Annotated in this window: 20 protein-coding genes; 9 read left to right on the top strand and 11 right to left on the bottom strand. The window is 62.4% G+C overall.

All coding sequences use genetic code 11. The features are described from left to right. Window positions 1-39: 39 nt before the first annotated feature. Together V3587_RS07560 and V3587_RS07555 are read right to left on the bottom strand one after the other, a co-directional pair. Entirely contained in the window at window positions 40-840 is an 801-nt protein-coding gene (locus V3587_RS07560; RefSeq protein ID WP_283376308.1) for a 2,3-dihydro-2,3-dihydroxybenzoate dehydrogenase, read from the bottom strand. Continuing rightward, complete coding sequence (locus V3587_RS07555; RefSeq protein ID WP_003942230.1) at window positions 828-1,058, bottom strand: phosphopantetheine-binding protein; 231 nt, start codon at window positions 1,056-1,058, stop codon at window positions 828-830. Before V3587_RS07555 ends, V3587_RS07560 begins: the two co-directional genes overlap by 13 nt. 199 nt (window positions 1,059-1,257) lie before the next feature. Between V3587_RS07555 and V3587_RS07550 the strand changes: the two genes are divergently transcribed. Continuing rightward, entirely contained in the window at window positions 1,258-2,415 is a 1,158-nt protein-coding gene (locus V3587_RS07550; RefSeq protein ID WP_283376307.1) for an isochorismate synthase, read from the top strand. A gap of 7 nt (window positions 2,416-2,422) precedes the next feature. Here the strand turns inward: V3587_RS07550 and V3587_RS07545 are convergent, their stop codons facing one another. Further along, window positions 2,423-2,821, bottom strand: coding sequence for a DUF1801 domain-containing protein (locus V3587_RS07545; protein ID WP_283376306.1), 399 nt, complete (start codon window positions 2,819-2,821; stop codon window positions 2,423-2,425). Window positions 2,822-3,024: 203 nt separating this feature from the next. Between V3587_RS07545 and V3587_RS07540 the strand changes: the two genes are divergently transcribed. Together V3587_RS07540 and V3587_RS07535 are read left to right on the top strand one after the other, a co-directional pair. Next, window positions 3,025-3,972 (top strand): hypothetical protein, encoded by a 948-nt coding sequence (locus V3587_RS07540; protein WP_283376430.1) that lies wholly within the window; start codon window positions 3,025-3,027, stop codon window positions 3,970-3,972. 47 nt (window positions 3,973-4,019) lie between these two features. Next, window positions 4,020-4,676, top strand: a complete 657-nt coding sequence (locus V3587_RS07535) for a DUF3105 domain-containing protein (protein WP_283376305.1) — start codon at window positions 4,020-4,022, stop codon at window positions 4,674-4,676. Between the two features lie 34 nt (window positions 4,677-4,710). Here the strand turns inward: V3587_RS07535 and V3587_RS07530 are convergent, their stop codons facing one another. Continuing rightward, window positions 4,711-5,175: a hypothetical protein gene (locus V3587_RS07530; RefSeq protein ID WP_046378448.1), complete on the bottom strand. Its 465-nt coding sequence runs from the start codon at window positions 5,173-5,175 to the stop codon at window positions 4,711-4,713. Then, a complete protein-coding gene (gene dapB, locus V3587_RS07525) occupies window positions 5,172-5,936 on the bottom strand; it encodes a 4-hydroxy-tetrahydrodipicolinate reductase (protein ID WP_003942179.1) in 765 nt (254 codons plus the stop codon). The genes V3587_RS07530 and dapB overlap by 4 nt, the downstream gene beginning before the upstream one ends. 102 nt (window positions 5,937-6,038) lie before the next feature. Between dapB and V3587_RS07520 the strand changes: the two genes are divergently transcribed. After that, window positions 6,039-8,078: an ATP-binding cassette domain-containing protein gene (locus tag V3587_RS07520; protein WP_283376304.1), complete on the top strand. Its 2,040-nt coding sequence runs from the start codon at window positions 6,039-6,041 to the stop codon at window positions 8,076-8,078. Continuing rightward, a complete protein-coding gene (locus V3587_RS07515; RefSeq protein WP_095970616.1) occupies window positions 8,075-8,809 on the top strand; it encodes an energy-coupling factor transporter transmembrane component T family protein in 735 nt (244 codons plus the stop codon). The genes V3587_RS07520 and V3587_RS07515 overlap by 4 nt, the downstream gene beginning before the upstream one ends. A gap of 12 nt (window positions 8,810-8,821) precedes the next feature. Here the strand turns inward: V3587_RS07515 and V3587_RS07510 are convergent, their stop codons facing one another. Continuing rightward, entirely contained in the window at window positions 8,822-9,430 is a 609-nt protein-coding gene (locus V3587_RS07510; RefSeq protein WP_095970617.1) for a TetR/AcrR family transcriptional regulator, read from the bottom strand. A gap of 225 nt (window positions 9,431-9,655) precedes the next feature. Between V3587_RS07510 and V3587_RS07505 the strand changes: the two genes are divergently transcribed. Both V3587_RS07505 and V3587_RS07500 read left to right on the top strand, forming a co-directional pair. Then, complete coding sequence (locus V3587_RS07505; protein WP_095970618.1) at window positions 9,656-10,603, top strand: metal-dependent hydrolase; 948 nt, start codon at window positions 9,656-9,658, stop codon at window positions 10,601-10,603. Next, on the top strand, window positions 10,603-11,763 hold the full coding sequence (locus V3587_RS07500) for a DUF7802 domain-containing protein (RefSeq protein WP_124566216.1): 1,161 nt from the start codon (window positions 10,603-10,605) through the stop codon (window positions 11,761-11,763). Before V3587_RS07505 ends, V3587_RS07500 begins: the two co-directional genes overlap by 1 nt. 46 nt (window positions 11,764-11,809) lie before the next feature. Here the strand turns inward: V3587_RS07500 and V3587_RS07495 are convergent, their stop codons facing one another. Then, window positions 11,810-12,859 carry a lipoate--protein ligase family protein gene (locus tag V3587_RS07495; protein WP_166809588.1) on the bottom strand — a complete coding sequence of 350 codons (1,050 nt, stop codon included), beginning with the start codon at window positions 12,857-12,859 and terminating at the stop codon, window positions 11,810-11,812. 276 nt (window positions 12,860-13,135) lie between these two features. Between V3587_RS07495 and V3587_RS07490 the strand changes: the two genes are divergently transcribed. Then, entirely contained in the window at window positions 13,136-13,291 is a 156-nt protein-coding gene (locus V3587_RS07490; protein WP_172436565.1) for a hypothetical protein, read from the top strand. Between the two features lie 19 nt (window positions 13,292-13,310). Here the strand turns inward: V3587_RS07490 and V3587_RS07485 are convergent, their stop codons facing one another. The 3 genes from V3587_RS07485 to V3587_RS07475 all read right to left on the bottom strand — a co-directional run bounded on the left by V3587_RS07485 (window position 13,311) and on the right by V3587_RS07475 (window position 15,938). Then, window positions 13,311-14,126, bottom strand: a complete 816-nt coding sequence (locus V3587_RS07485) for a MerR family transcriptional regulator (RefSeq protein ID WP_166809590.1) — start codon at window positions 14,124-14,126, stop codon at window positions 13,311-13,313. A 52-nt stretch (window positions 14,127-14,178) separates the two neighbouring features. After that, complete coding sequence (locus tag V3587_RS07480) at window positions 14,179-14,685, bottom strand: VOC family protein (protein WP_283376303.1); 507 nt, start codon at window positions 14,683-14,685, stop codon at window positions 14,179-14,181. A gap of 71 nt (window positions 14,686-14,756) precedes the next feature. Beyond that, window positions 14,757-15,938, bottom strand: coding sequence for an SGNH/GDSL hydrolase family protein (locus tag V3587_RS07475; protein WP_283376302.1), 1,182 nt, complete (start codon window positions 15,936-15,938; stop codon window positions 14,757-14,759). A 109-nt stretch (window positions 15,939-16,047) separates the two neighbouring features. Here V3587_RS07475 and V3587_RS07470 point away from each other — a divergent pair, with 109 nt between their 5' ends. Beyond that, window positions 16,048-16,623: a TetR/AcrR family transcriptional regulator gene (locus tag V3587_RS07470; protein ID WP_283376301.1), complete on the top strand. Its 576-nt coding sequence runs from the start codon at window positions 16,048-16,050 to the stop codon at window positions 16,621-16,623. Between the two features lie 163 nt (window positions 16,624-16,786). Here V3587_RS07470 and V3587_RS07465 read toward each other — a convergent pair whose 3' ends face one another. Next, complete coding sequence (locus V3587_RS07465) at window positions 16,787-17,695, bottom strand: tyrosine-protein phosphatase (protein ID WP_095970624.1); 909 nt, start codon at window positions 17,693-17,695, stop codon at window positions 16,787-16,789. Window positions 17,696-18,180: the final 485 nt, after the last annotated feature.

Below are 18,180 nucleotides of genomic sequence, written 5' to 3'. Positions count from 1 at the left end.
AAGTGACTCCTGTTCGAAAGTACTGTCAGCAACTACGTCTCACGCTTTGAGCGTCGCTCCACCGTCGACGTACAGCGCCTGCATGGTGATGTGGGCCGCCCGGTCGGACAGCAGGAAGTGCACCGAGTCCGCGATATCGTCTGCGGTGGCCAGTTTTCCGAGCGGAATACCCAGGCGATAGCTCGCCAGATTGCCTTCGATGACGGCGTCGGCACCCGAATCGTCGAAAGGGTCCGACCATAATGACCGCTGCATCGCTGTGTCGGTGGATCCCGGAGCGACCACGTTGACACGAATCCCGTCTGCGGCCAACTCCAGTCCAGCGGTTCGAACCAACATGGTGGCGGCAGCTTTCGACGAACCGTAAGCACCCATCCCGATACGTGGGACACCGGCCGCATTCGACGAGACCACCACGATCGCCCCGGCCCGACGGCGACGCATTTCCCGTCCCACACTTTGCAGCACGTTCAGCAATCCGAAGACGTTGACGCCGAATATCTTCTGCCACTGATCTGGATCGGAGTCCAGCACCGACCCGGTGTCGAGAATTCCGGCGACGTGCGCGAGAGCATCGATCCGGCCGAACGTGTCCATCGTGGAGGTCACTGCCGCGTCGACTGCCTGCCGATCGGTCACGTCCACGACGTGACTCGCGACATCGGCGCCGTCGACGATGGTTTCTGCCAATTCCGTAGTTACCCGCTTCAATTCGACGTCGTCACGATCGAGAAGCGCCAGCGAATACCCGTCACGGGCAAGAGTCCGGGCCACTGCGGCGCCGATCCCCGCCCCCGCACCGGTGACCACGGCGATTCTGCGCTCACTCACTGCGGGCACAGGACCTGAACCCAGGCATTGATCGTGGGCTCTTCTGCCAACTCCGCGAAGTCGGCATCCGCGCCCGCTCCCCGCCACCGTTCGACGAGCGTCATCAGGCGAACCGAGTCCAGGCCTTCGTCACCCAGGTCCGCGTCGTCGCCGAGTTGTTCTGCCCTCATCGACAGAACCTCGGCGACGTCGCGCACGATCTGGTCACGGTCCACGGTGTTGCTCATCGGTCTCCTCGGGTAGTGGTCGACGCGCTCAGATCGAGCCAACCCATCCTCGTGTCGACCCCGTCCGCACGCCTGACTTTAGGCCAGCCTAACCATAACGGTACGGAAGTACACAACCCGGACGGCCACGGCACAAATTCACCCGAACTAAGGCTAGCCTCAACATAGCAAGTAATCCTGTCGAACTGGAAGGGTGTCCATGTCAGCACTCGCCGAAGTCTCCGAATTCCCGTTGCGCAACAACCGGACTGACGATGAAACGGACTCCGTTTTCCTGCTCTCACGTAGGCAAACGTCGATCCGCACTTCGGGAGTGGTCGAAGAATTCGACTCCGCCTTCGATGCCGCCGAAGCCCTCAAAACCGGGCGGATCGACTCGGTCGTCGGCGCTCTGCCGTTCTCCCCGGAGACGCCGTCCGCCCTCACTGCGCCACTGAGTTTCACTCGGGTCCACGGTGATCTATATCACTCGAACATTCCGACACTCCCCACTTCGCGGGTCGCGGAATTCGAACCGAGCCCGCAGATCCACACCGACAGGGTCCGCGGCGCCGTCACCCGCCTTCGAGCAGGCGAACTCGACAAAGTTGTCCTCGCACGCTCCCTGACCATCGAAGCCGAGTCCACGATCTCCCCCTCCGCCTTGGCAGAGAAGCTGATCGCACTCGACCACGCGCACAACGGCTTCTGCGTCGACCTGTCCCCCGCCGGAGGGAAATACCGCGGGCGTTCGCTGGTCGGCTCGACGCCCGAGGTTCTGATCGAACGGCGAGGCGACGTCGTCACCTGCCACCCGTTGGCGGGCTCGATTGCACGCCACCCGAATTCGGATCAGGACGAGGCGAATGCCGAGCAACTCCGCGCTTCGACCAAAGATCTCGCCGAACACGCGTTTGTCGTCGACTCCATCAGTGCGATACTCGGACCGCTCTGCACATCGTTCACCGCACCCGGTGCGCCGGAACTACTTCGGACACCGCAACTGTGGCACCTCGGGACCAAGATCGAAGGTGTTCTGATCGACCCGAGCGTGACCTCGCTCGAACTGGCAATGGCGCTGCATCCGACTCCTGCCGTCTGCGGAACACCGACGGCCGCCGCACGCGAGCACATCACCGCAACCGAAGCCGATCGTGGGTTCTATGCGGGTGCCGTGGGCTGGTGCGACCGGACCGGAGACGGCGAGTGGATGGTCGCTATTCGTTGCGCCGAGATCGCAGCAGACGGCCTCTCGGCGCGGGCCTACGCCGGCGGCGGCATCGTCGCTACTTCCGATCCGGAAATCGAATTGAGAGAGACCAGTACGAAATTCCGCACGCTACTCAGTGCGTTCGACCTCGCTGAACATCAGCTCTGACAGGGCGTCACTTCTTCGAGGTGTTCAGGGCAATCGCGGCGTGAACGAGTGCCTTGAACGCCTTTTCGTCGACGGCTTCACCCTCGTGGAAATCGATCGCCCGCCGCTTATTGCCCTCGAGGCTGGAGTTGAAGAGACCTGAAGCGTCGTCGAGTGATGCGCCTTTGGCAAAAGTCACCTTCACTGCGCTCTTGTAAGTCTCACCGGTACAGATCATTCCGGCGTGGTACCACACCGGAACGCCTCGCCACTTCCATTCCTCCACCACATCCGGATCCACCTCTTTGATCAGAGTTCGTATCCGGGAGAGCATCTCGCCCCGCCAGTCTCCGAGTTCCTCGATTCGCTGGTCGATCAACTGAGACGGGGAATCTGCATCTTGCTTGTCGGACTCACTCTTCGCCATCGCTTCGTCACTTCCTGCTCGTTGTCGCCTATCTCCAGTGAGTCGAGTATCCCCTCCTGCACCTGCATTCACTTGTCGAATCACTGACGCATCACGTCGCCTCGGCATCGGCCGTTTCTTGCAAACTCGGACGAAGTGAGACGGACGTCCAGTAATCTCCGGGTACTAAGTCCCGATTCTTCGGCCCGGAGGTCTGCATCGTGATGTGGAATCGCCCGCTTGCCCATTCAGTCGCTGCGGCTGCCGGCTCGGTTGTTCTCGCCGCCGCGGTCGTGGGCATTCACACTGTTCCAGCGTCGGCGCAACAGACCCCGCGTGTCTTCGACGTACTGTGCACGCCCACTGATGCAGGCCTTTCCGAGCTGTCCGGACTCACGGTCACAACAACCGGGATGTACGCAATCGGCGACAGCGGCTCCGACGACCGGGTCGCCGAACTCGATTCGAACTGCCACGTTCAGCGCTGGATCGACGTGGGCACCCCTCGCGTCGATGTCGAGGATCTCTCGTCGACTCCCGACGGCCACCTGTGGCTGGCAGACATCGGCGACAACAACGCGGTACGAACGTCGATCGGGCTGATCGAACTCGATCCGGCTTCGGGTGCCACCACCTCCTACCCCCTGGTTTATCCGGACGGGGCCCATGACGCCGAGGCAGTGCTGATCCAGAGCGACGGACTTCCCGTCATCGTCACCAAGGACTACCTAGGCGCAAGCGCGGTCTATACAACCGCTGAGCGGCAGCACGTTCAGGATCTGAGTACGGCGCCGCCGACCATGTTGGCCAAGGTGGGACAGCTCAGATTCACCCCCACCCTCACTTCCGGTGGACCGATCCCCCACGCCGGAACCATGGCTGTCACGGGCGGCGCCGTGAGCAAGGACGGCACGGTGGTAGCACTACGCACGTACACCGACGTCTATCTCTACACAGCTCCCGACGGTGATGTCGTGAAAGCCTTGACCACCAAGCCGATTCGGGTGCCCCTTCCGGACGAGCCACAAGGTGAGGCGATCGCGTTCGACGCGGCCGGTGATCTGATCAGTGGCTCCGAGGCGTACCAAGGGCCGCTGCCTCCGCTCCGAATTCTCCGAAGCGCCAGTGACATCGCGCTCTCGGGCGGGACGACAAGCTCTCTCGGGTCGTAGTCGATTCACGTCCCGGGAAAGCGGACAGGCGCCGCTATCATGGCCGAGTGAACAAACAACTTCGAGCGACAGTGGCGATCTCGGCAGTTCTCGCGCTGGCTTCGTGCGCGAATTCCCTCGAAGGAACACCTCGACCGGATGCGTTTGTTCCGAGCGTCGACAATCCGGATCCGTCTCGAGCCATCGACGGAGTTGTCACGGTCGACTACCCAGCAGCCCAACACGTACGGCCGAACGAACGTGTGGCGTACACACATTCACCGCCCTTCGGCGGTCGCCATGACTCGGTCTGGGCAAACTGCACCGGAGTTGTCTATCCGCAAGCCATTCGAACCGAAAATGCGGTCCATTCCCTCGAACACGGGGCCGTGTGGATCACGTACAACCCCGACCTCGTCTCGAGCGAGGATAAGGCTCGCTTGGCGCAGCGAGTCGAAGGTATGAGCTACACGTTGATGTCGCCGTATCCGACCCTGGATTCGCCGATCTCACTGCAGTCTTGGGGCCGTCAACTCAAGCTCGACAACGCCGCGGACGCTCGCATCGACCAATTCGTGTCGGCTTTGCGGGTCAACCCGAACACGTATCCCGAAGTGGGCGCGACGTGTTCGGTGCCGGTGACGAGTTTCGACCCGAACAACCCCCCGCCATTCGACCCCACCGCTCCGGATCCGTCTTCTCCCACAACGGTTCCCGAGCGGTAGCGTCTCAGCGGCCCCCTCGCCGCAGCAGAGACACCTACTTGCCTCGAGAACGGCGTTCCAGTTCCACTGCCCGGCGCATGGTTTCCCGAGCCCGGCTTCGATCACCGGCGTAGTCGTAGGCGCGAGCGAGTCGGAAGTTCTGCTTCCAGTTGTCCGGGTCCGCTTCCCAGTCGACCTTGATCTGGGCGAACAACTCGTCGGCCGCCGCTCGCTCGATCCGGCCCGAAGGCAGTTTCGGAAGCGCAGACGCGTCGACGGCGAGGCCCTCGTCGTGAATCTGCTGCGCGAGACGCTGGTGCGTGAAGCCGGCACGGAGCGTGGCGATGACGAGCCACAGCCCGAGGAAAGGCAGGATCAGCACTCCGATCCCGAGACCGATTGCGGCGCCACCGCCGTCCTGGATGAGCTGGATTCCGCGCTGACCGAGCAACACGAAGTACACCGCTAGCGCGATACAGATCGCAACGATCAGCGCGAGAGTGCGGGTGGTCTTGTTCATAGATCGAGGAAGGAATCGATACCGACCGTCAGGCCCGGACGAGAGCCGATCTGGCGGACTCCGAGCAGAACGCCCGGCGCGAACGAATTCCGGTCGATCGAGTCGTGGCGAATGGTGAGCGTCTCGCCCTGCGTTCCGAGAATCACTTCCTGATGCGCAACCAGTCCGGCCATCCGCACAGAGTGAACCCGGACGCCGTCGACGTCAGCTCCACGTGCGCCCTCGAGCTCGGTCGTGGTGGCGTCCGGACTGCGTCCGACGCCCGCTTCGGCGCGAGCCTCGGCGATCATGGCGGCCGTTCGGTACGCGGTACCCGAGGGGGCATCGGCCTTGTTGGGATGGTGGAGTTCGATGACCTCGACAGAATCGAAGAAGCGTGCCGCAGCAGCGGAGAAGCGCATCAACAACACGGCACCGATAGCGAAGTTGGGCGCGATGAGAACACCCGTTGCCGGCTGGGCGTCGAGCCAGGACTGCACCGTCGCGAGCCTGGACTCGTCGAAACCGGTGGTGCCGATCACGGCGTGAATTCCGTTGGCCACGAGGAATTCCAGATTTCCCATGACGACGTCCGGGTGCGTGAAATCGACCACTACCTGAGTGCGGGTGTCGACAAACGTCTCGATGCGATCACCGGTGTCGACCTGAGCGACAAGTTCCAGATCGGGAGCAGCTTCCACTGCCTCGCAGATCGCTCGACCGACCTTGCCCTTGGCTCCCAGAACCCCGACCCTGATGGGTGCTGCACTCACGTCTTCCACGCTCCGTCCGATCCATTGTTTGAGGTGAAGCCTACGCAATCGCGCAGATGCGCTCACCATCAGTCGGGCAGGAGTTATGTCACCACTGGCACACTGGACGTAGTGAGCAACCGTCCGCAAGTCCGCGAAACCGGCAACCTTCGACCACTCGAGTTGGCAACGGGTGCCGTCATGGCCGGATTCACGGTCGCGTTGTCCGTCATTGCCACGGTCATCCCCATGGCCAGCGCCCTCAACCTCGTGGCAGCGGTTCCGATGGGAATTGTCGCCCAGCGCTTCCGAGTCCGCGCCGTGATGACGGCCGGTGTCTCGGCTACTGCGGTCGCCTTCGTCGCGGCGGGTTCCGGATCTGCGGCGGCGGTCGCGCTGAGCGCTCTCCTCGGCGGAATCATCGGTACCGTCAAGCGGCGCGGTCTCGGCTTCGTCTCCGCGTTGCTCTCGTCATGTGTCATCGGGCCCGCGCTGGCGTTGTTCTCCATAGTCCTGTTGCTTGTTCTCGCGCCCCTGCGCACCTTGTTGCTGACCTCGCTCGAGAACACCGCGCTGGGTGTGGCCGCAATCTTGAAGCGCGCCCCCACGCTGGTCGGGGCAGCCGAATGGATCGAGAACAGCATCGGCTCGATCATCGACTACTGGTGGTTGTGGATCGGCGTGTCCATCATCTCCGGAATCGTCCTCAGTACCGTCGTCTCCTATTTTGTCCTCGGTGCCGTCCTCGACCGATTGGCGGCGCTCCCCTCGTCCGATCCACTCGAGACGACACCCGACGACCGTCCGATCGATCCGTTACCGGTCGTTTTCGATCACGTGGGCTTCACCTATCCGGGTGCATCGACGCCGGCCCTCGTCGACGTCAACTTCACGGTGCGACGAGGAGAGTTCGTCACCGTCGTCGGCCACAACGGCTCGGGCAAGTCCACACTCACTCGGTTGCTCGCCGGTCGCGCGCCGACTGTCGGGACCCTGACGAGACCCGGTTCCGCCGGTCTGGGCCGACACGGCGGAACCGCCGTTGTCCTCCAACGTCCCGAGAGCCAGATCCTCGGAACCCGGGTCGCCGATGACGTCGTCTGGGGGCTTCCCCCCGAGTCACATCCCGACGTCGATGCGCTGCTGGCCGAAGTGGGACTCGCCGGAATGGGCATGCGCGAGACGTCGGGGCTGTCCGGCGGCGAGATGCAACGCCTGGCGGTTGCCGCGGCTCTGGCCCGGCGCCCCGCGCTGCTGATCGCCGACGAAGCCACCGCGATGGTCGATCAGGCGGGCAGGGAGGAATTGGTCGCGCTCCTCGCCGAACTGCCACGCCGCCATCCCATGGCCGTGGTACTCGTCACCCACCACCACGCCGATACGCGTGCCGCAGATCGGGTGATCCAACTCCAGCGTGGAAGGCAGATCGATCACCAACCCGGCTGGATGACGTCGACGTTCGCGGGTCCTCCATCTGCACCGTGGCCGACCAGCACACGTGCTGTACTCCAACTCACCGATGTCACCCACACGTACAACGACCGGACTCCGTGGTCGCGACGCGCACTGACGGACGTGAATCTGACCATCGGCGACGGGGAGGGACTCCTGGTCCTGGGCGGCAACGGTTCCGGGAAGTCGACTCTGGCCTGGATCATGGCGGGCTTGATCACGCCGAGCAAGGGAACCGCAGTCTTCGACGGCAAACCCGTCTCACGCCAACTCGGCACCGTCGGCCTCACGTTCCAACATTCGCGGTTGCAGTTGCAGCGTCGAACCGTCGCCGAAGACATCGAGGCAGCCGGCGGTCCGGAGATCGGATCCGTACAAGTCTCGTGGGCACTCGACGCCGTCGGACTCGATCGTCACATCGCAGGTCGGAGCATCGACGAGTTGAGCGGCGGACAGATGCGACGCGTCGTGCTGGCCGGTCTCCTCGTCCGCCAACCCCGAGTACTCATCCTCGACGAACCCCTGGCCGGTCTCGATCCACCCGGCCGACACGAAATCCTGAACGTGCTCAGGTGGATTCGTCGGAACGGAACCGCAGTAGTCGTCATCTCGCATGACGTCGACGGCATGGACGCCGTGTGCAGCAGAGCAATTCGACTGTCGCAGGGTCGCATCCTCGACCCTGCCGCCAGCAGCGCTTTGGAAGGATCGACGACGTGACAACACTTCTGCGCGAAGTCCCGACTTCATCGCCGATCCACCGATTGTGGGCCGGAACGAAGATCGTTGCGGTGGTTCTCGTCAGCATCGTGGTCGTCGCCGCCCCGTCCTGGCCGGCGATCGGCGTCGTACTCGGATTGTTGTTGCTGACCGCGGTAATCGGACGCATCCCCCCGACTGCAGTTCCTCGACCTCCGTGGTGGTTGTGGGCGCTGATCCTGCTCGGCGCGTTGATCAACCTTCCGATCGGCCTCGACGCAGTGTTCCTCTACCTGCAAGCTGTGACGTTCGGTCTCGTATTGCTCTGCGTCTCACTGATGTTGGCGTGGACGACGTCGATGAGCGATGTGGCCCCCGCCTTGGCGACGCTGGGCCGACCACTTCGTTTCTTCAAGATTCCCGTGGATGAGTGGGCAATCGCGACGGCACTGTGTATTCGTTCGCTTCCGCTGTTGATCGACGAGATGCTCACCCTCGTTGCGGCGCGGCGACTGCGCCCGAAAGCTGTGGTGAACAGCGCGGCCGACAATTCGATAGTCGACCTGATCACCACAACCATGTCGGTGGCAATTCGGCGATCTGCCGAAATGGGCGAAGCAATCTCCGCTCGCGGGGGCACCGGGTTGATCGCGGCATACCCCAAGCGCCCTCAGCTGGCCGACCTGTTCGCCCTGGTCGTCGTCATCGCAGCGTGCGCGAGCGCGGTCGCTTTGACGATAATTCTCCGCTGACCGGGCCACCTGTCACCGAACGGGCTGGGCGATGATCGCCGAACCCATCCAGCGTCGCAGGTATCGCCGCAGTTCCTCGTCGCTCCGCTTCGGGTCGCCGGGCGCGAGGAAAAACGACTGCATCGTCCGCAGGACGTATTCGACCAGTTCCTGAAGTGACGCGTCGTCGTAGCCGTAACGCACCCAGTCCACGTCGAAACGGGTGATCATCGCCATTCCGAAGGCTTGCGCCTCCTGAGAGGTCAGACCTTCCGGGTGCACACTCGAATTCGTGCTTGTGAGCAGAATGCCGAGATGCGGCGTTCGGTGGACCTGGGTCAGTGTGTAGACAACACCCTCGGTCATCGCCTCGACGGGATCTTCGATGCCGCTCACGTGTGTGGCGAGTCGATCGAGGTAGCCGTCGACCGACGCGATCGCAGCTGCCCGCATCAGAGCGTCGGCGCTGGGGAAGTATCGGTACACGGTCTGCCGGATCACGCCCAGTGACTCCGCGACGTCGCCGATACTGATTTCCGAACTCGTTCGTCCGATCAGCTCGACAGCGGCCTCGACAATTCGACGAGACGCATCTTCGTCACTGTCCGGTGGATTGCCGCCCCACCCACGCCTTCGTGCCACTGCCCACTTCCTCGGTCGAACGAGGCTCGAACCATGTCTTTGCGCTCGAAGTCCAAGAGCCACAGGCTAACACAAGCAAGTTTTGCATCTGCGTCCCTCGAATTCACTCTCGTCGTCGAAAGTGAACATACAACTGCACACCAATATGTATGATCACTGCCACACGTGGCTTTCAGTGCCAGAGCGGCCACCTGACCAGCCCCTCCGAAAGACGAGGTTCGACAAGTGACCAACCTTCAGCCCCGAAAGATGGATTTCGGATTCGAGGATCATGACGTTCCCTTCCTGTGGAACCCGGAGAATCCGGCTTGGTCGAGCATGTCCAACGCGGTCTCGTTCCTGGCCATCGGTTTCGAGAAGATGATCGTGAAGATGATCATGCAGACCAAGTCGCGGATCAGCGATCCGGAGGTCGCCGAGGAAGCCGTGGCATTCATGCGTCAAGAAGGCCACCACTCGACCGCCCACCGCCAACATGTGAAGGCGCTGATCAGGCGCTACCCCGGACTGCAGAACACGCTCGACGCCGTGATCGGTGAATTCGATCTGCTGACCGAGGCGACCTCGCTGAACTACCGGCTCGCGTACACCGCTGATCTGGAGGCGACTTTCACACCGGTGTTCAAGCTGATGCTCGACAACGAGGCGACCTTGTTCCGTCCGGGAGACGATCGCGTCGCGTCGCTGTTCATCTGGCACTTCGTCGAGGAGGTCGAGCATCGCAGCTCGGCACTGATCATCTTCAATTCCGTTGTCGGAAGCGAGCTTTACCGAATGCGGATGGCGCCGTCGATCTTCGCGCACGTGATGAAGGTGATTCGCATCGCCTGTGCAGGGTTCAACCAGCACGTTCCGCTCTCCGAACGGCAAGTCGACTCGCTGTCGATGTTCGCCATGCACCGCACCAAGCAGAAGATTCTGACGTCATTTGCGCCCTACCTGACCAAGGGCACCATGCCCCGTGCCTTCGATCACCTGCAACTCGGCGAACAACTCGTCGCACTCGGCGGTGTCTTCCGCAGCCAGATGCCCAATCACAACCCGGACCACGAGAAGCTCCCCGCATTGGCCGACCAGTGGTTCAAGCGTTACGACGACGGCTACGACTGCACACGCTGGTACACCGCCGAATCTCAGGCACAGGCCGAGTCGATCACGTCAGGGGCCAACTGATGGCAGAGCACTGCTCCCCCACATTCGCGCAGCTCGCAACAGAACTCGGTTTCTCCTGCCAGGAAGCAGGTGGACTCGTCGAGTTCCGTAACCCGGCGGCGCTCGAGAACTGGACCCTGCCCGTCCTCGAATGGACGATCATCGTCGGTTCGGTGCTCGCACTGGTGTTGGCGATCGTGCGACTGCGCCGCAACGGTGACCCCACCAACTTGGTTCTCTGGTTCGGCGCCACCGCCTACCTGTTCATCATCGAGCCTCCGCTGTACTTCCCGGCGGCATTCGGCATCGAAGAACAAGTGGACACGATGTTCGCGCACAACGTGTTCACCGTCGACTTCATGTGGGGTCGACTGCCGCTGTACATCATTGCCATCTACCCGCTCATGGCGACACTGGCCTTCGAAATAGTCAGAATGCTCGGCGTTTTCCGCAAGTACGGTCCACTACTGGGCGCAGTCTGCGTCGGCTTCGTCCACCATGCGTTCTACGAAATCTTCGACCATCTGGGACCCCAGTTGCGATGGTGGGAGTGGTCGACGTCGAACCCGATAAACCAACCCATGTTCGACGCGGTTCCGCTTCCCAGCGTGGTCGTCTTCGCCGCGCTGTGGCCCATGTCGTTGGCATTCTGCGTCCAGTACTTCGTCGGACGGCACGTCGATGCCGGCAAGCACTTCTCCGGGCTTCAGTTGGTGTGGCGCACCATCGTGATCGGCCTGCTGGCCTCGCTGGGTACGTTCATTCTCCCGCTCCCGGCGACGGTCTTCGGGATGGGTAGCGACACCGTTCGTGGGTTCCTCTACGCGGCGGAACTCGCCGTCCTCACAATGGTCGCGATCGTGGTTCTCGTCCGGCAATGGCGAGACTTGCGCTCGGCTGAATCGAACACTTCTGCACACACCAACAGATTCGTACAGGTCTACAGCGTGGTGTACCTGGTTGTCATGGCCGTACTGTGGGCGAGTGCGCTTCCCGACTTCTTCGACGCGGTCGACGGTTCCACCAGCGCTGGGGATCCCATCGGAAATCTCTGGTACACACTGGCGTGCTTCGTCATCGCAATCCTGTGTGTGAGCGCAACTTTCACAATTCCGAAGAGGAACTCCGTCGTCGACGACGCTGAACTTCTCGGGGCACACTCAACGACCCCGGCTACCTAGGTCGACCGGGACGAGACCCCTCGGGTCTCGTCCCGATTTCCCAGGGTCACGGGACGCGGTGAGTCCACGCTTCGGTGCTGAACTTCGTGTCCACCAGCTTGCGCGCCTGCTCCAACTCCGAGTCCGTGTAATCGCTGTCACGGGTGTCGTATTGGCCTCGGAAGTGCTGCGCAAACGACTCCAGGATGGCCGCGCGTGTCATTCCGGTCTGCGAACGCAACGGATCGACACGTTTGGCCGCACTCTTGGTTCCCTTGTCCGACATCTTCTCTCGTCCGATTCGCAGCACCTGCGTCATTTTCTCCGCGTCGATGTCGTAGGCCATGGTCACGTGATGGAGCACAGTGCCGGACGCGAATCGCTTCTGAGCAGCGCCGGCGATCTTGCCCTTGTCCGAGGCGATGTCGTTGAGCGGCACGTAGCGAGCGTTGATACCGACCTCGGCAAGCGCTCCCATCACCCACTGATCGAGAAATGCGTAGGACTGCTCGAAACTCAAACCTTCGACCAACGACGCCGGTACGGCCAACGAGTACGTGATGCAGTTGCCCGGTTCCATGAACATCGCGCCGCCACCGGAGATTCGGCGCACCACGCCGATGCCGTGCCGCGCTGCCGCCTCGGAGTCGACCTCGTTACGCACCGACTGGAACGATCCGATCACGACCAGGGGCGAGTCCCAGTCCCAGAATCGCAGCGTCGGCGGACGCTCACCCGATGCCACCTCACGCGCGATGACCTCGTCCAGCGCGACGTGCATCGCGGGATCGAGAACCACCGGCGGGATGAGGTCGAACGTGTGATCCGCCCAACTCGTGGCGTGACCGAGTGCGCGCCGGATCGCAATGCCGACCGACTGGGGCGTGAAGCCGATCATCGAGACGGACTCGTCGAGCGCAGCGGAGATGGCTTGCGCCAACTGTTCTGCATCCGAGTCGGCGGGCATTCCGCGCAACGCTGCGTTGATGTCGTCGAGCGCGCTGTCTGGCTCGAGGAAGAAGTCCCCCGAGACTGCGACGTCGGCTAGTCGACCATCCGCCACCTCGACGTCGACCGCGACCAGTTTTCCACCAGGAACCTTGTACTCTCCACGCATTCGTCCAGCCTATCCCTGCGGGATTCTTTGGGGTCAGCGCCGTCGAAGATCACACCGCGTGCGCAGTGCGCATCTCTTCGGCCGGCAAGGTGATCAGGCTCTCACCGCTGTAAGTCACTGTGGGGCTGCACAATCGCGGCTACGGGACTGCACGCGTCAGACCCCGGCCATATGGTCGAGCAACGGCCATACTTCTGCCGACAGGCGAGATGATCTCTGGGGTGGGAGGATTGCCGCAACGAGCCAACTCGCTGGCGAGTCACAACGGAGGTAGACATGAAGGTCCCGGCGTTCCACTCGACGGTTCCTTCGGATCTCGACGTCTATCACGACAACGAAAGCTGTATCTTGGCCGCTCGCATCGCAGTGGCCCATCGAGCCCCCGGGGTCGACGGCCGACCGTGGTGCACTGCCTGCGCATCGTTGGACTGACGAGCGACTTCCAGCTCACTCACACCCACGTCGCCGATTCGGGGACAACTCCATTGGCCAGAGCGTTCGCATCGATGACGGCGTGGATCCACGCAGCCAGACCGGTCTCGACCTGGTCGAAGAACTCGGAGAAGCCCGGATCGGCAACGTACATCCGCCCCAGGCACACGTGCATCGAAAGTGTGCAGTCGAAGTAGACGCCGATAGACGCTCGATGCCGTTCTGCCAGCGAATTCGCCTCGTCGCTTCCCGGTTCGACGCCGGAGCGGCACGCCGACGCCAGATCGTCGTTGAGCGTCTCGACGCCGTCGGCGATCTTCTGCCAATCCTCAGCGGTCCTACCCGCCGACCGTTCCGCGTGCTGCGCCCACTGCGCGCTGTCGCCCCAACGCTCGTGCGCCTCGGTTCCCCATGACGGCTGCCAGTGCCGGCCGAAGATCGAGACCTGTTCGTCTGCCGGCAACAGCACACCCGACTTCCTGGCATCGATGATGCGATCCAAGGACTCGCCCAGCGCCTCCAAGTCGGCGATCCGTTGCCGCAATTCGGCGCGCTGCCCACGCAGCGTCTCGTCCACGTGGAGTGCGGGCGCTTCGAGCAACACCCCGATCTCGTCGAGCGACAAGCCCACGTCACGGTAGACAAGCACCCGGCCGATGCGGCCGAGGTCCGCGTCGGTGTACTGCCGGTAGCCTCCGTCGCTGCGACCGGACGGGCACACCAAACCGATTGCGTCCCAATGATGAAGGGTACGTACGGTTACGCCCAGTCGTGATGCGGCTGCACCGACAGTCAGAGCACTGTCTGCGTCGTCTCCGAAGAGTTGGTCCGTCACGGCATCCAGTTTGACAGACGCGGTGCGGGAGGCCACGGCGTCAGACCGCCGCTCAGTCGCCTGGTCCGTCAATTCCCATACCTCGCAGATACTCTGCCTCGGCACTGTTCGGGTCGTACGGACGAGCGGCAGTCATGATCACACGTGCATTCTCCGGTGTCACAATTTCCAACTCGAGGGAATTCCACGGCTTCACGTGCGGTCCGCTGGTGCATCCGGCCCGCAATTCCTCGCACGCATTTGCTATCTGGCCGATCTGGCTCAGCACACACGCAAAGCTCACGCTGACGGACGGTGGCGAATCTGCTCGCTGACCGGGTACGAGCAAGACGTCCTGAAATGCCCAGCGTCGCAGGTGCGTCAGTCGATCAGGCACCGAAAAGAGGTCGAAGAAGCCGAGTCCGCGGATCCAGAAGTCGACCGATTCGGCCAGATCCGAAGTAGGAATCGAGACGAACATCGGCATTCCGTAGAGACCTCGGAACTGTTCCGGAGGCACAGCATCGGTTGTAGGAACAGGGACGGGGCTGATGTCGAATGCTGGGTAGGTGTCGGTCATGAAGTCATCGTGAGCCCTCACGCTACGTCAGGGTCAAATCGTGTGAACTCGGATCGAACCAGACTGCGCGATTACACCTGTCCGGCGAATACACCGCCGTCTGCGAATACACGTTGGGCAAAGCGTTCACCGATGAGATGATGCGTTGCGGCGTCCGGATGGAGCTGATCGGGAAGCGGCAGCTCCGCATTCTCGGCCGCACCGTAGAGATCGCACCCGTCGACGTAGTGCAGATTGGGATCATCGACCGATCGCTGGGCTACGATGCGCGCCAACTCTTCCCGAATCGAGCGCAGCGTCAGCTTCCCGGATGCACGCTCGGCGGGATCTCCGGTGGCAACGAACCGCATTTCGCCTCTGGCAAGTGCATCGAAATCGAAAGCACCAGGTCCCGGCGTGTCTTCGTGAATCGGGCAATAGACCGGCGAAACGACCAGCAGTGGAGCCACTGGATGACCGTCGCGAACCGTGTCGAGGAAGCCGTGCATTGCCGATGTGAAGGCCCGCAGACGCATCACGTCGGAGTTGACCAGATTGATACCCATCTTGATGCTGATCAGGTCAGCAGAAGTGTCTCGCATCGCGCGGGCGATGTACTGGTCCAGCAGAGCGCTGCCACTGAACCCGAGGTTGATCAGATCCACTCCACCGACGGAGGCTGCAAGAGCAGGCCAAGTGCCGGAGGGACTTTCAGCGCCGGATCCTTGACTGATCGAGCTTCCGTGATGGAGCCACACGCGGCGCTTCGTGTCGTCCACGGGTTCGAGTGGGGCGTCGGTTCGAAGTGCGACAAGTTCGGTGGTCTCGTTGTGCGGCAACCAGATCTCGACATCCTTCGATCGCGTGGGCAGGTCCGCGAAACGAATGGTGCTGACGGGCCCGGACTGCTTCTGAGCGGCGCCGGTCGCCATGTCGATCGTCACCGAATTGCCGCCCGTGGCGCTTGCTTGCCCGGCCAGTTCGCCGCCGACGAGCAGGTCGTACACCCCTTGTGGTCTCGGCGGGGCGCCGGTGTAGATCATTTTCGTGGGCAGAGTATCGAGTTCGATGCTCGTAGCGCTGGTTCGGAACACAAGCCGCACTCCGGAGGGTTGTGATTGCGCCATGGCCATCTGCCCGTCAGCGAAGAGTGCGCGAGCCCTGGCAGGTAGACGGTGCGTCAGCACACCGCGTTCAGTCCGTTCGATTTCGAGGGCTCCGCGCACGATGTCCTCGGAAATTTCGGTAGTAATCCAGCTGCTCTGGCTGTGCATGTCATTCACCTGTAGATAGCTTGCGTATAGTTCAACTACAGCACACAGTAATTTGCCTATACTATTTAGGCAAATTGGTTTCACTTTTCGACGAACAGGACCAGCAGACATGCCTCGCGCAGGACTCACCCCCGAACGCCTCGCCATGGCGGGTGCCGAATTGGCCGACGAGGTCGGCTTCGAGCAGGTGACCGTATCGGCAGTCGCCAGACAGTTCGACGTCAAGGTCGCGAGCCTGTACTCCCATGTGAAGAGTTCGAACGACCTCAAAACCAGAATCGCATTACTCACCCTGGAAGAGATGGCCGACCAGGCTGCCGACGCCGTGGCCGGTCGGTCCGGCCGCGACGCCTTGACCGCCTTCGCGAACGTCTATCGCAACTACGCGAAGGCACACCCCGGCCGGTACGCCGCGTCGCAGATGCGCCTCACCCCGGAGGCCGCAGCAGCGAGCGCTGGCTTCAGACACTCGCAGATGATGCGATCGATTCTGCGCGGGTACAACCTCACGGACCTCGACCAGACTCACGCAGTTCGGTTGCTGGGCAGCGTTTTCCATGGCTACGCCAGCCTCGAGTTGGGTGGATCGTTCAGCCACAGTGCACCTGACAGCGCGGAAAGCTGGTCCAGGATCCTCGAGGCACTCGATTCGATGCTGACCAATTGGCCAGCGTCGAGTCCATGATCAGACGCGATCTTTCGAGTAAAGTTCTTGCGCCACTTGGTAATCGCATACGACCGAGAAACACTGGGGGGTGGACGGTTCTCGAACTCTCCGACCCGGGTTTCGTCCGCTTTGGGACAGCAGAGGTTCTGAGTGCGCAAGAAGCCGAGGTGTGGGACTGCGCCTAGACGAGAAGCTTGGCGCGCAGAGAGTCGATAGTGCCCTGGTCGACGCCGAGGCCCTCCCGTACGTAAGCGTCCATGCCGCCGTAGAGCCGGTCCACCTGGGCGTACGCCGCATCGAGCCACGACAGGTCCACCGCGTCGTCGCGGCCCAGGTAGGTGTTCGACGCCATGAAATCGGCACTGATGACCTCACGCGGGACACCGAGGATGGTCAGTAGGATCGCGGTGCCCCAACCGGTGCGGTCCTTCCCTGCACTGCAGTGGTAGACGGTTGCGCCGTTGGAGTTGTTCGCGATCGCAGTCAGCAGGTCACGGAAGGCGACATCAGAGCCTCGGTAGTTGACCATGAAGGGGTAGCCGATGCTCTGGCCGATGTTCGAGGTTCCGTTGACTGCGCCGTCGATCAACGCGCGACCGAGAGTCAGGGGAACGAATTCGTGGAACGCAATGCCGTGTTCGATACTGACGACGTCGGCGACCTGGTAGGTGACCCCGGCAGGGATCCGATCGGGATCCTCCGCGCGTTCGGAGGTGTTGCGCAGGTCGACGTCGAGGGTCAGGTTCGCGGCGGTGAGTTTGGCCAGATCAGACTCACTGAGCGAGCTGAGCTTGTTGGAACGGAACACCATTCCTGTCCGGACGGTCCTGCCGTCGGTAGTCCGGTAGCCGCCGACGTCGCGGAAGTTCCGCGCCTCGTCGAGCCTGATCGCGGCCGCGGACGGCGGTGGGATCTCTGGCAGCGGCGGGTGCTCGCCGGACGATCCGAACTGGCTCGAACCCGATTGCAGGTCGCTGCTCGAAGCGGAGGCGAATGTGGGACCGGTCAGGGCCGCAACCACGGCAAAGAGCGCAGCGAGGGCGAACCCGAAAGGGCGCGCCCCTCGGCGGCGCGTGTAAGCAGTCGTCATCGTCGTCCTCTCACTCACTGTGCGTGACGACCCCGCGCCCCCGCAAACTCACGTGCGAGATTACAAGGGTGACGCGCTCCTCGTCCCGACCTTGCTCCGGAAACCGGACAAGTGTTCAGGTGCCCGGATTGTCGCCGTCGTGCGGGAAGAAACTCGTGCCGGTCACCGCAGCGCCATCGACCACGCCGGACCCGCTCGAACTACAGACCGCGGCCACAGCCCCTCCACACGTCCGGCACGACCGTGATGAGGTTTGAGCACCATATTGTGTGGCCGTGTCACGAAGACTCACGGTTATTGGGTCCGGCAGTTCTCGGTTTCGCATTACTCGCATTGCTGGCCGAACCAAGCTCCGATGGACATGCCACTCCGATGGATCATCGTGACACCGCTGCGGTGACGAACCGATCGAGTCGGCACCATCGGCCCGTCCCCACCTCGGTGACCGCGCCATTTATGCGGTAGAACCACAGTTTTCACGTACT

The sequence above is a fragment of the Rhodococcus sp. IEGM 1306 genome (assembly GCF_036541985.1).
Classification (GTDB): domain Bacteria; phylum Actinomycetota; class Actinomycetes; order Mycobacteriales; family Mycobacteriaceae; genus Rhodococcus_F; species Rhodococcus_F qingshengii.
This window is presented reverse-complemented; position numbering and strand designations above follow the sequence as displayed.

What these genes read in the sequence shown, in the direction of transcription:
- V3587_RS07465 (WP_095970624.1), bottom strand. Translation starts at nt 17,695, where the DNA reads ATGACGACTGCTTACACGCGCCGCCGAGGGGCGCGCCCTTTCGGGTTC.
- V3587_RS07495 (WP_166809588.1), bottom strand. Translation starts at nt 12,859, where the DNA reads ATGCGTGGAGAGTACAAGGTTCCTGGTGGAAAACTGGTCGCGGTCGAC.
- V3587_RS07545 (WP_283376306.1), bottom strand. Translation starts at nt 2,821, where the DNA reads ATGGCGAAGAGTGAGTCCGACAAGCAAGATGCAGATTCCCCGTCTCAG.
- V3587_RS07500 (WP_124566216.1), top strand. Translation starts at nt 10,603, where the DNA reads ATGGCAGAGCACTGCTCCCCCACATTCGCGCAGCTCGCAACAGAACTC.
- V3587_RS07555 (WP_003942230.1), bottom strand. Translation starts at nt 1,058, where the DNA reads ATGAGCAACACCGTGGACCGTGACCAGATCGTGCGCGACGTCGCCGAG.
- V3587_RS07550 (WP_283376307.1), top strand. Translation starts at nt 1,258, where the DNA reads ATGTCAGCACTCGCCGAAGTCTCCGAATTCCCGTTGCGCAACAACCGG.
- V3587_RS07475 (WP_283376302.1), bottom strand. Translation starts at nt 15,938, where the DNA reads ATGCACAGCCAGAGCAGCTGGATTACTACCGAAATTTCCGAGGACATC.
- V3587_RS07480 (WP_283376303.1), bottom strand. Translation starts at nt 14,685, where the DNA reads ATGACCGACACCTACCCAGCATTCGACATCAGCCCCGTCCCTGTTCCT.
- V3587_RS07540 (WP_283376430.1), top strand. Translation starts at nt 3,025, where the DNA reads ATGTGGAATCGCCCGCTTGCCCATTCAGTCGCTGCGGCTGCCGGCTCG.
- V3587_RS07470 (WP_283376301.1), top strand. Translation starts at nt 16,048, where the DNA reads ATGCCTCGCGCAGGACTCACCCCCGAACGCCTCGCCATGGCGGGTGCC.
- V3587_RS07530 (WP_046378448.1), bottom strand. Translation starts at nt 5,175, where the DNA reads ATGAACAAGACCACCCGCACTCTCGCGCTGATCGTTGCGATCTGTATC.
- V3587_RS07490 (WP_172436565.1), top strand. Translation starts at nt 13,136, where the DNA reads ATGAAGGTCCCGGCGTTCCACTCGACGGTTCCTTCGGATCTCGACGTC.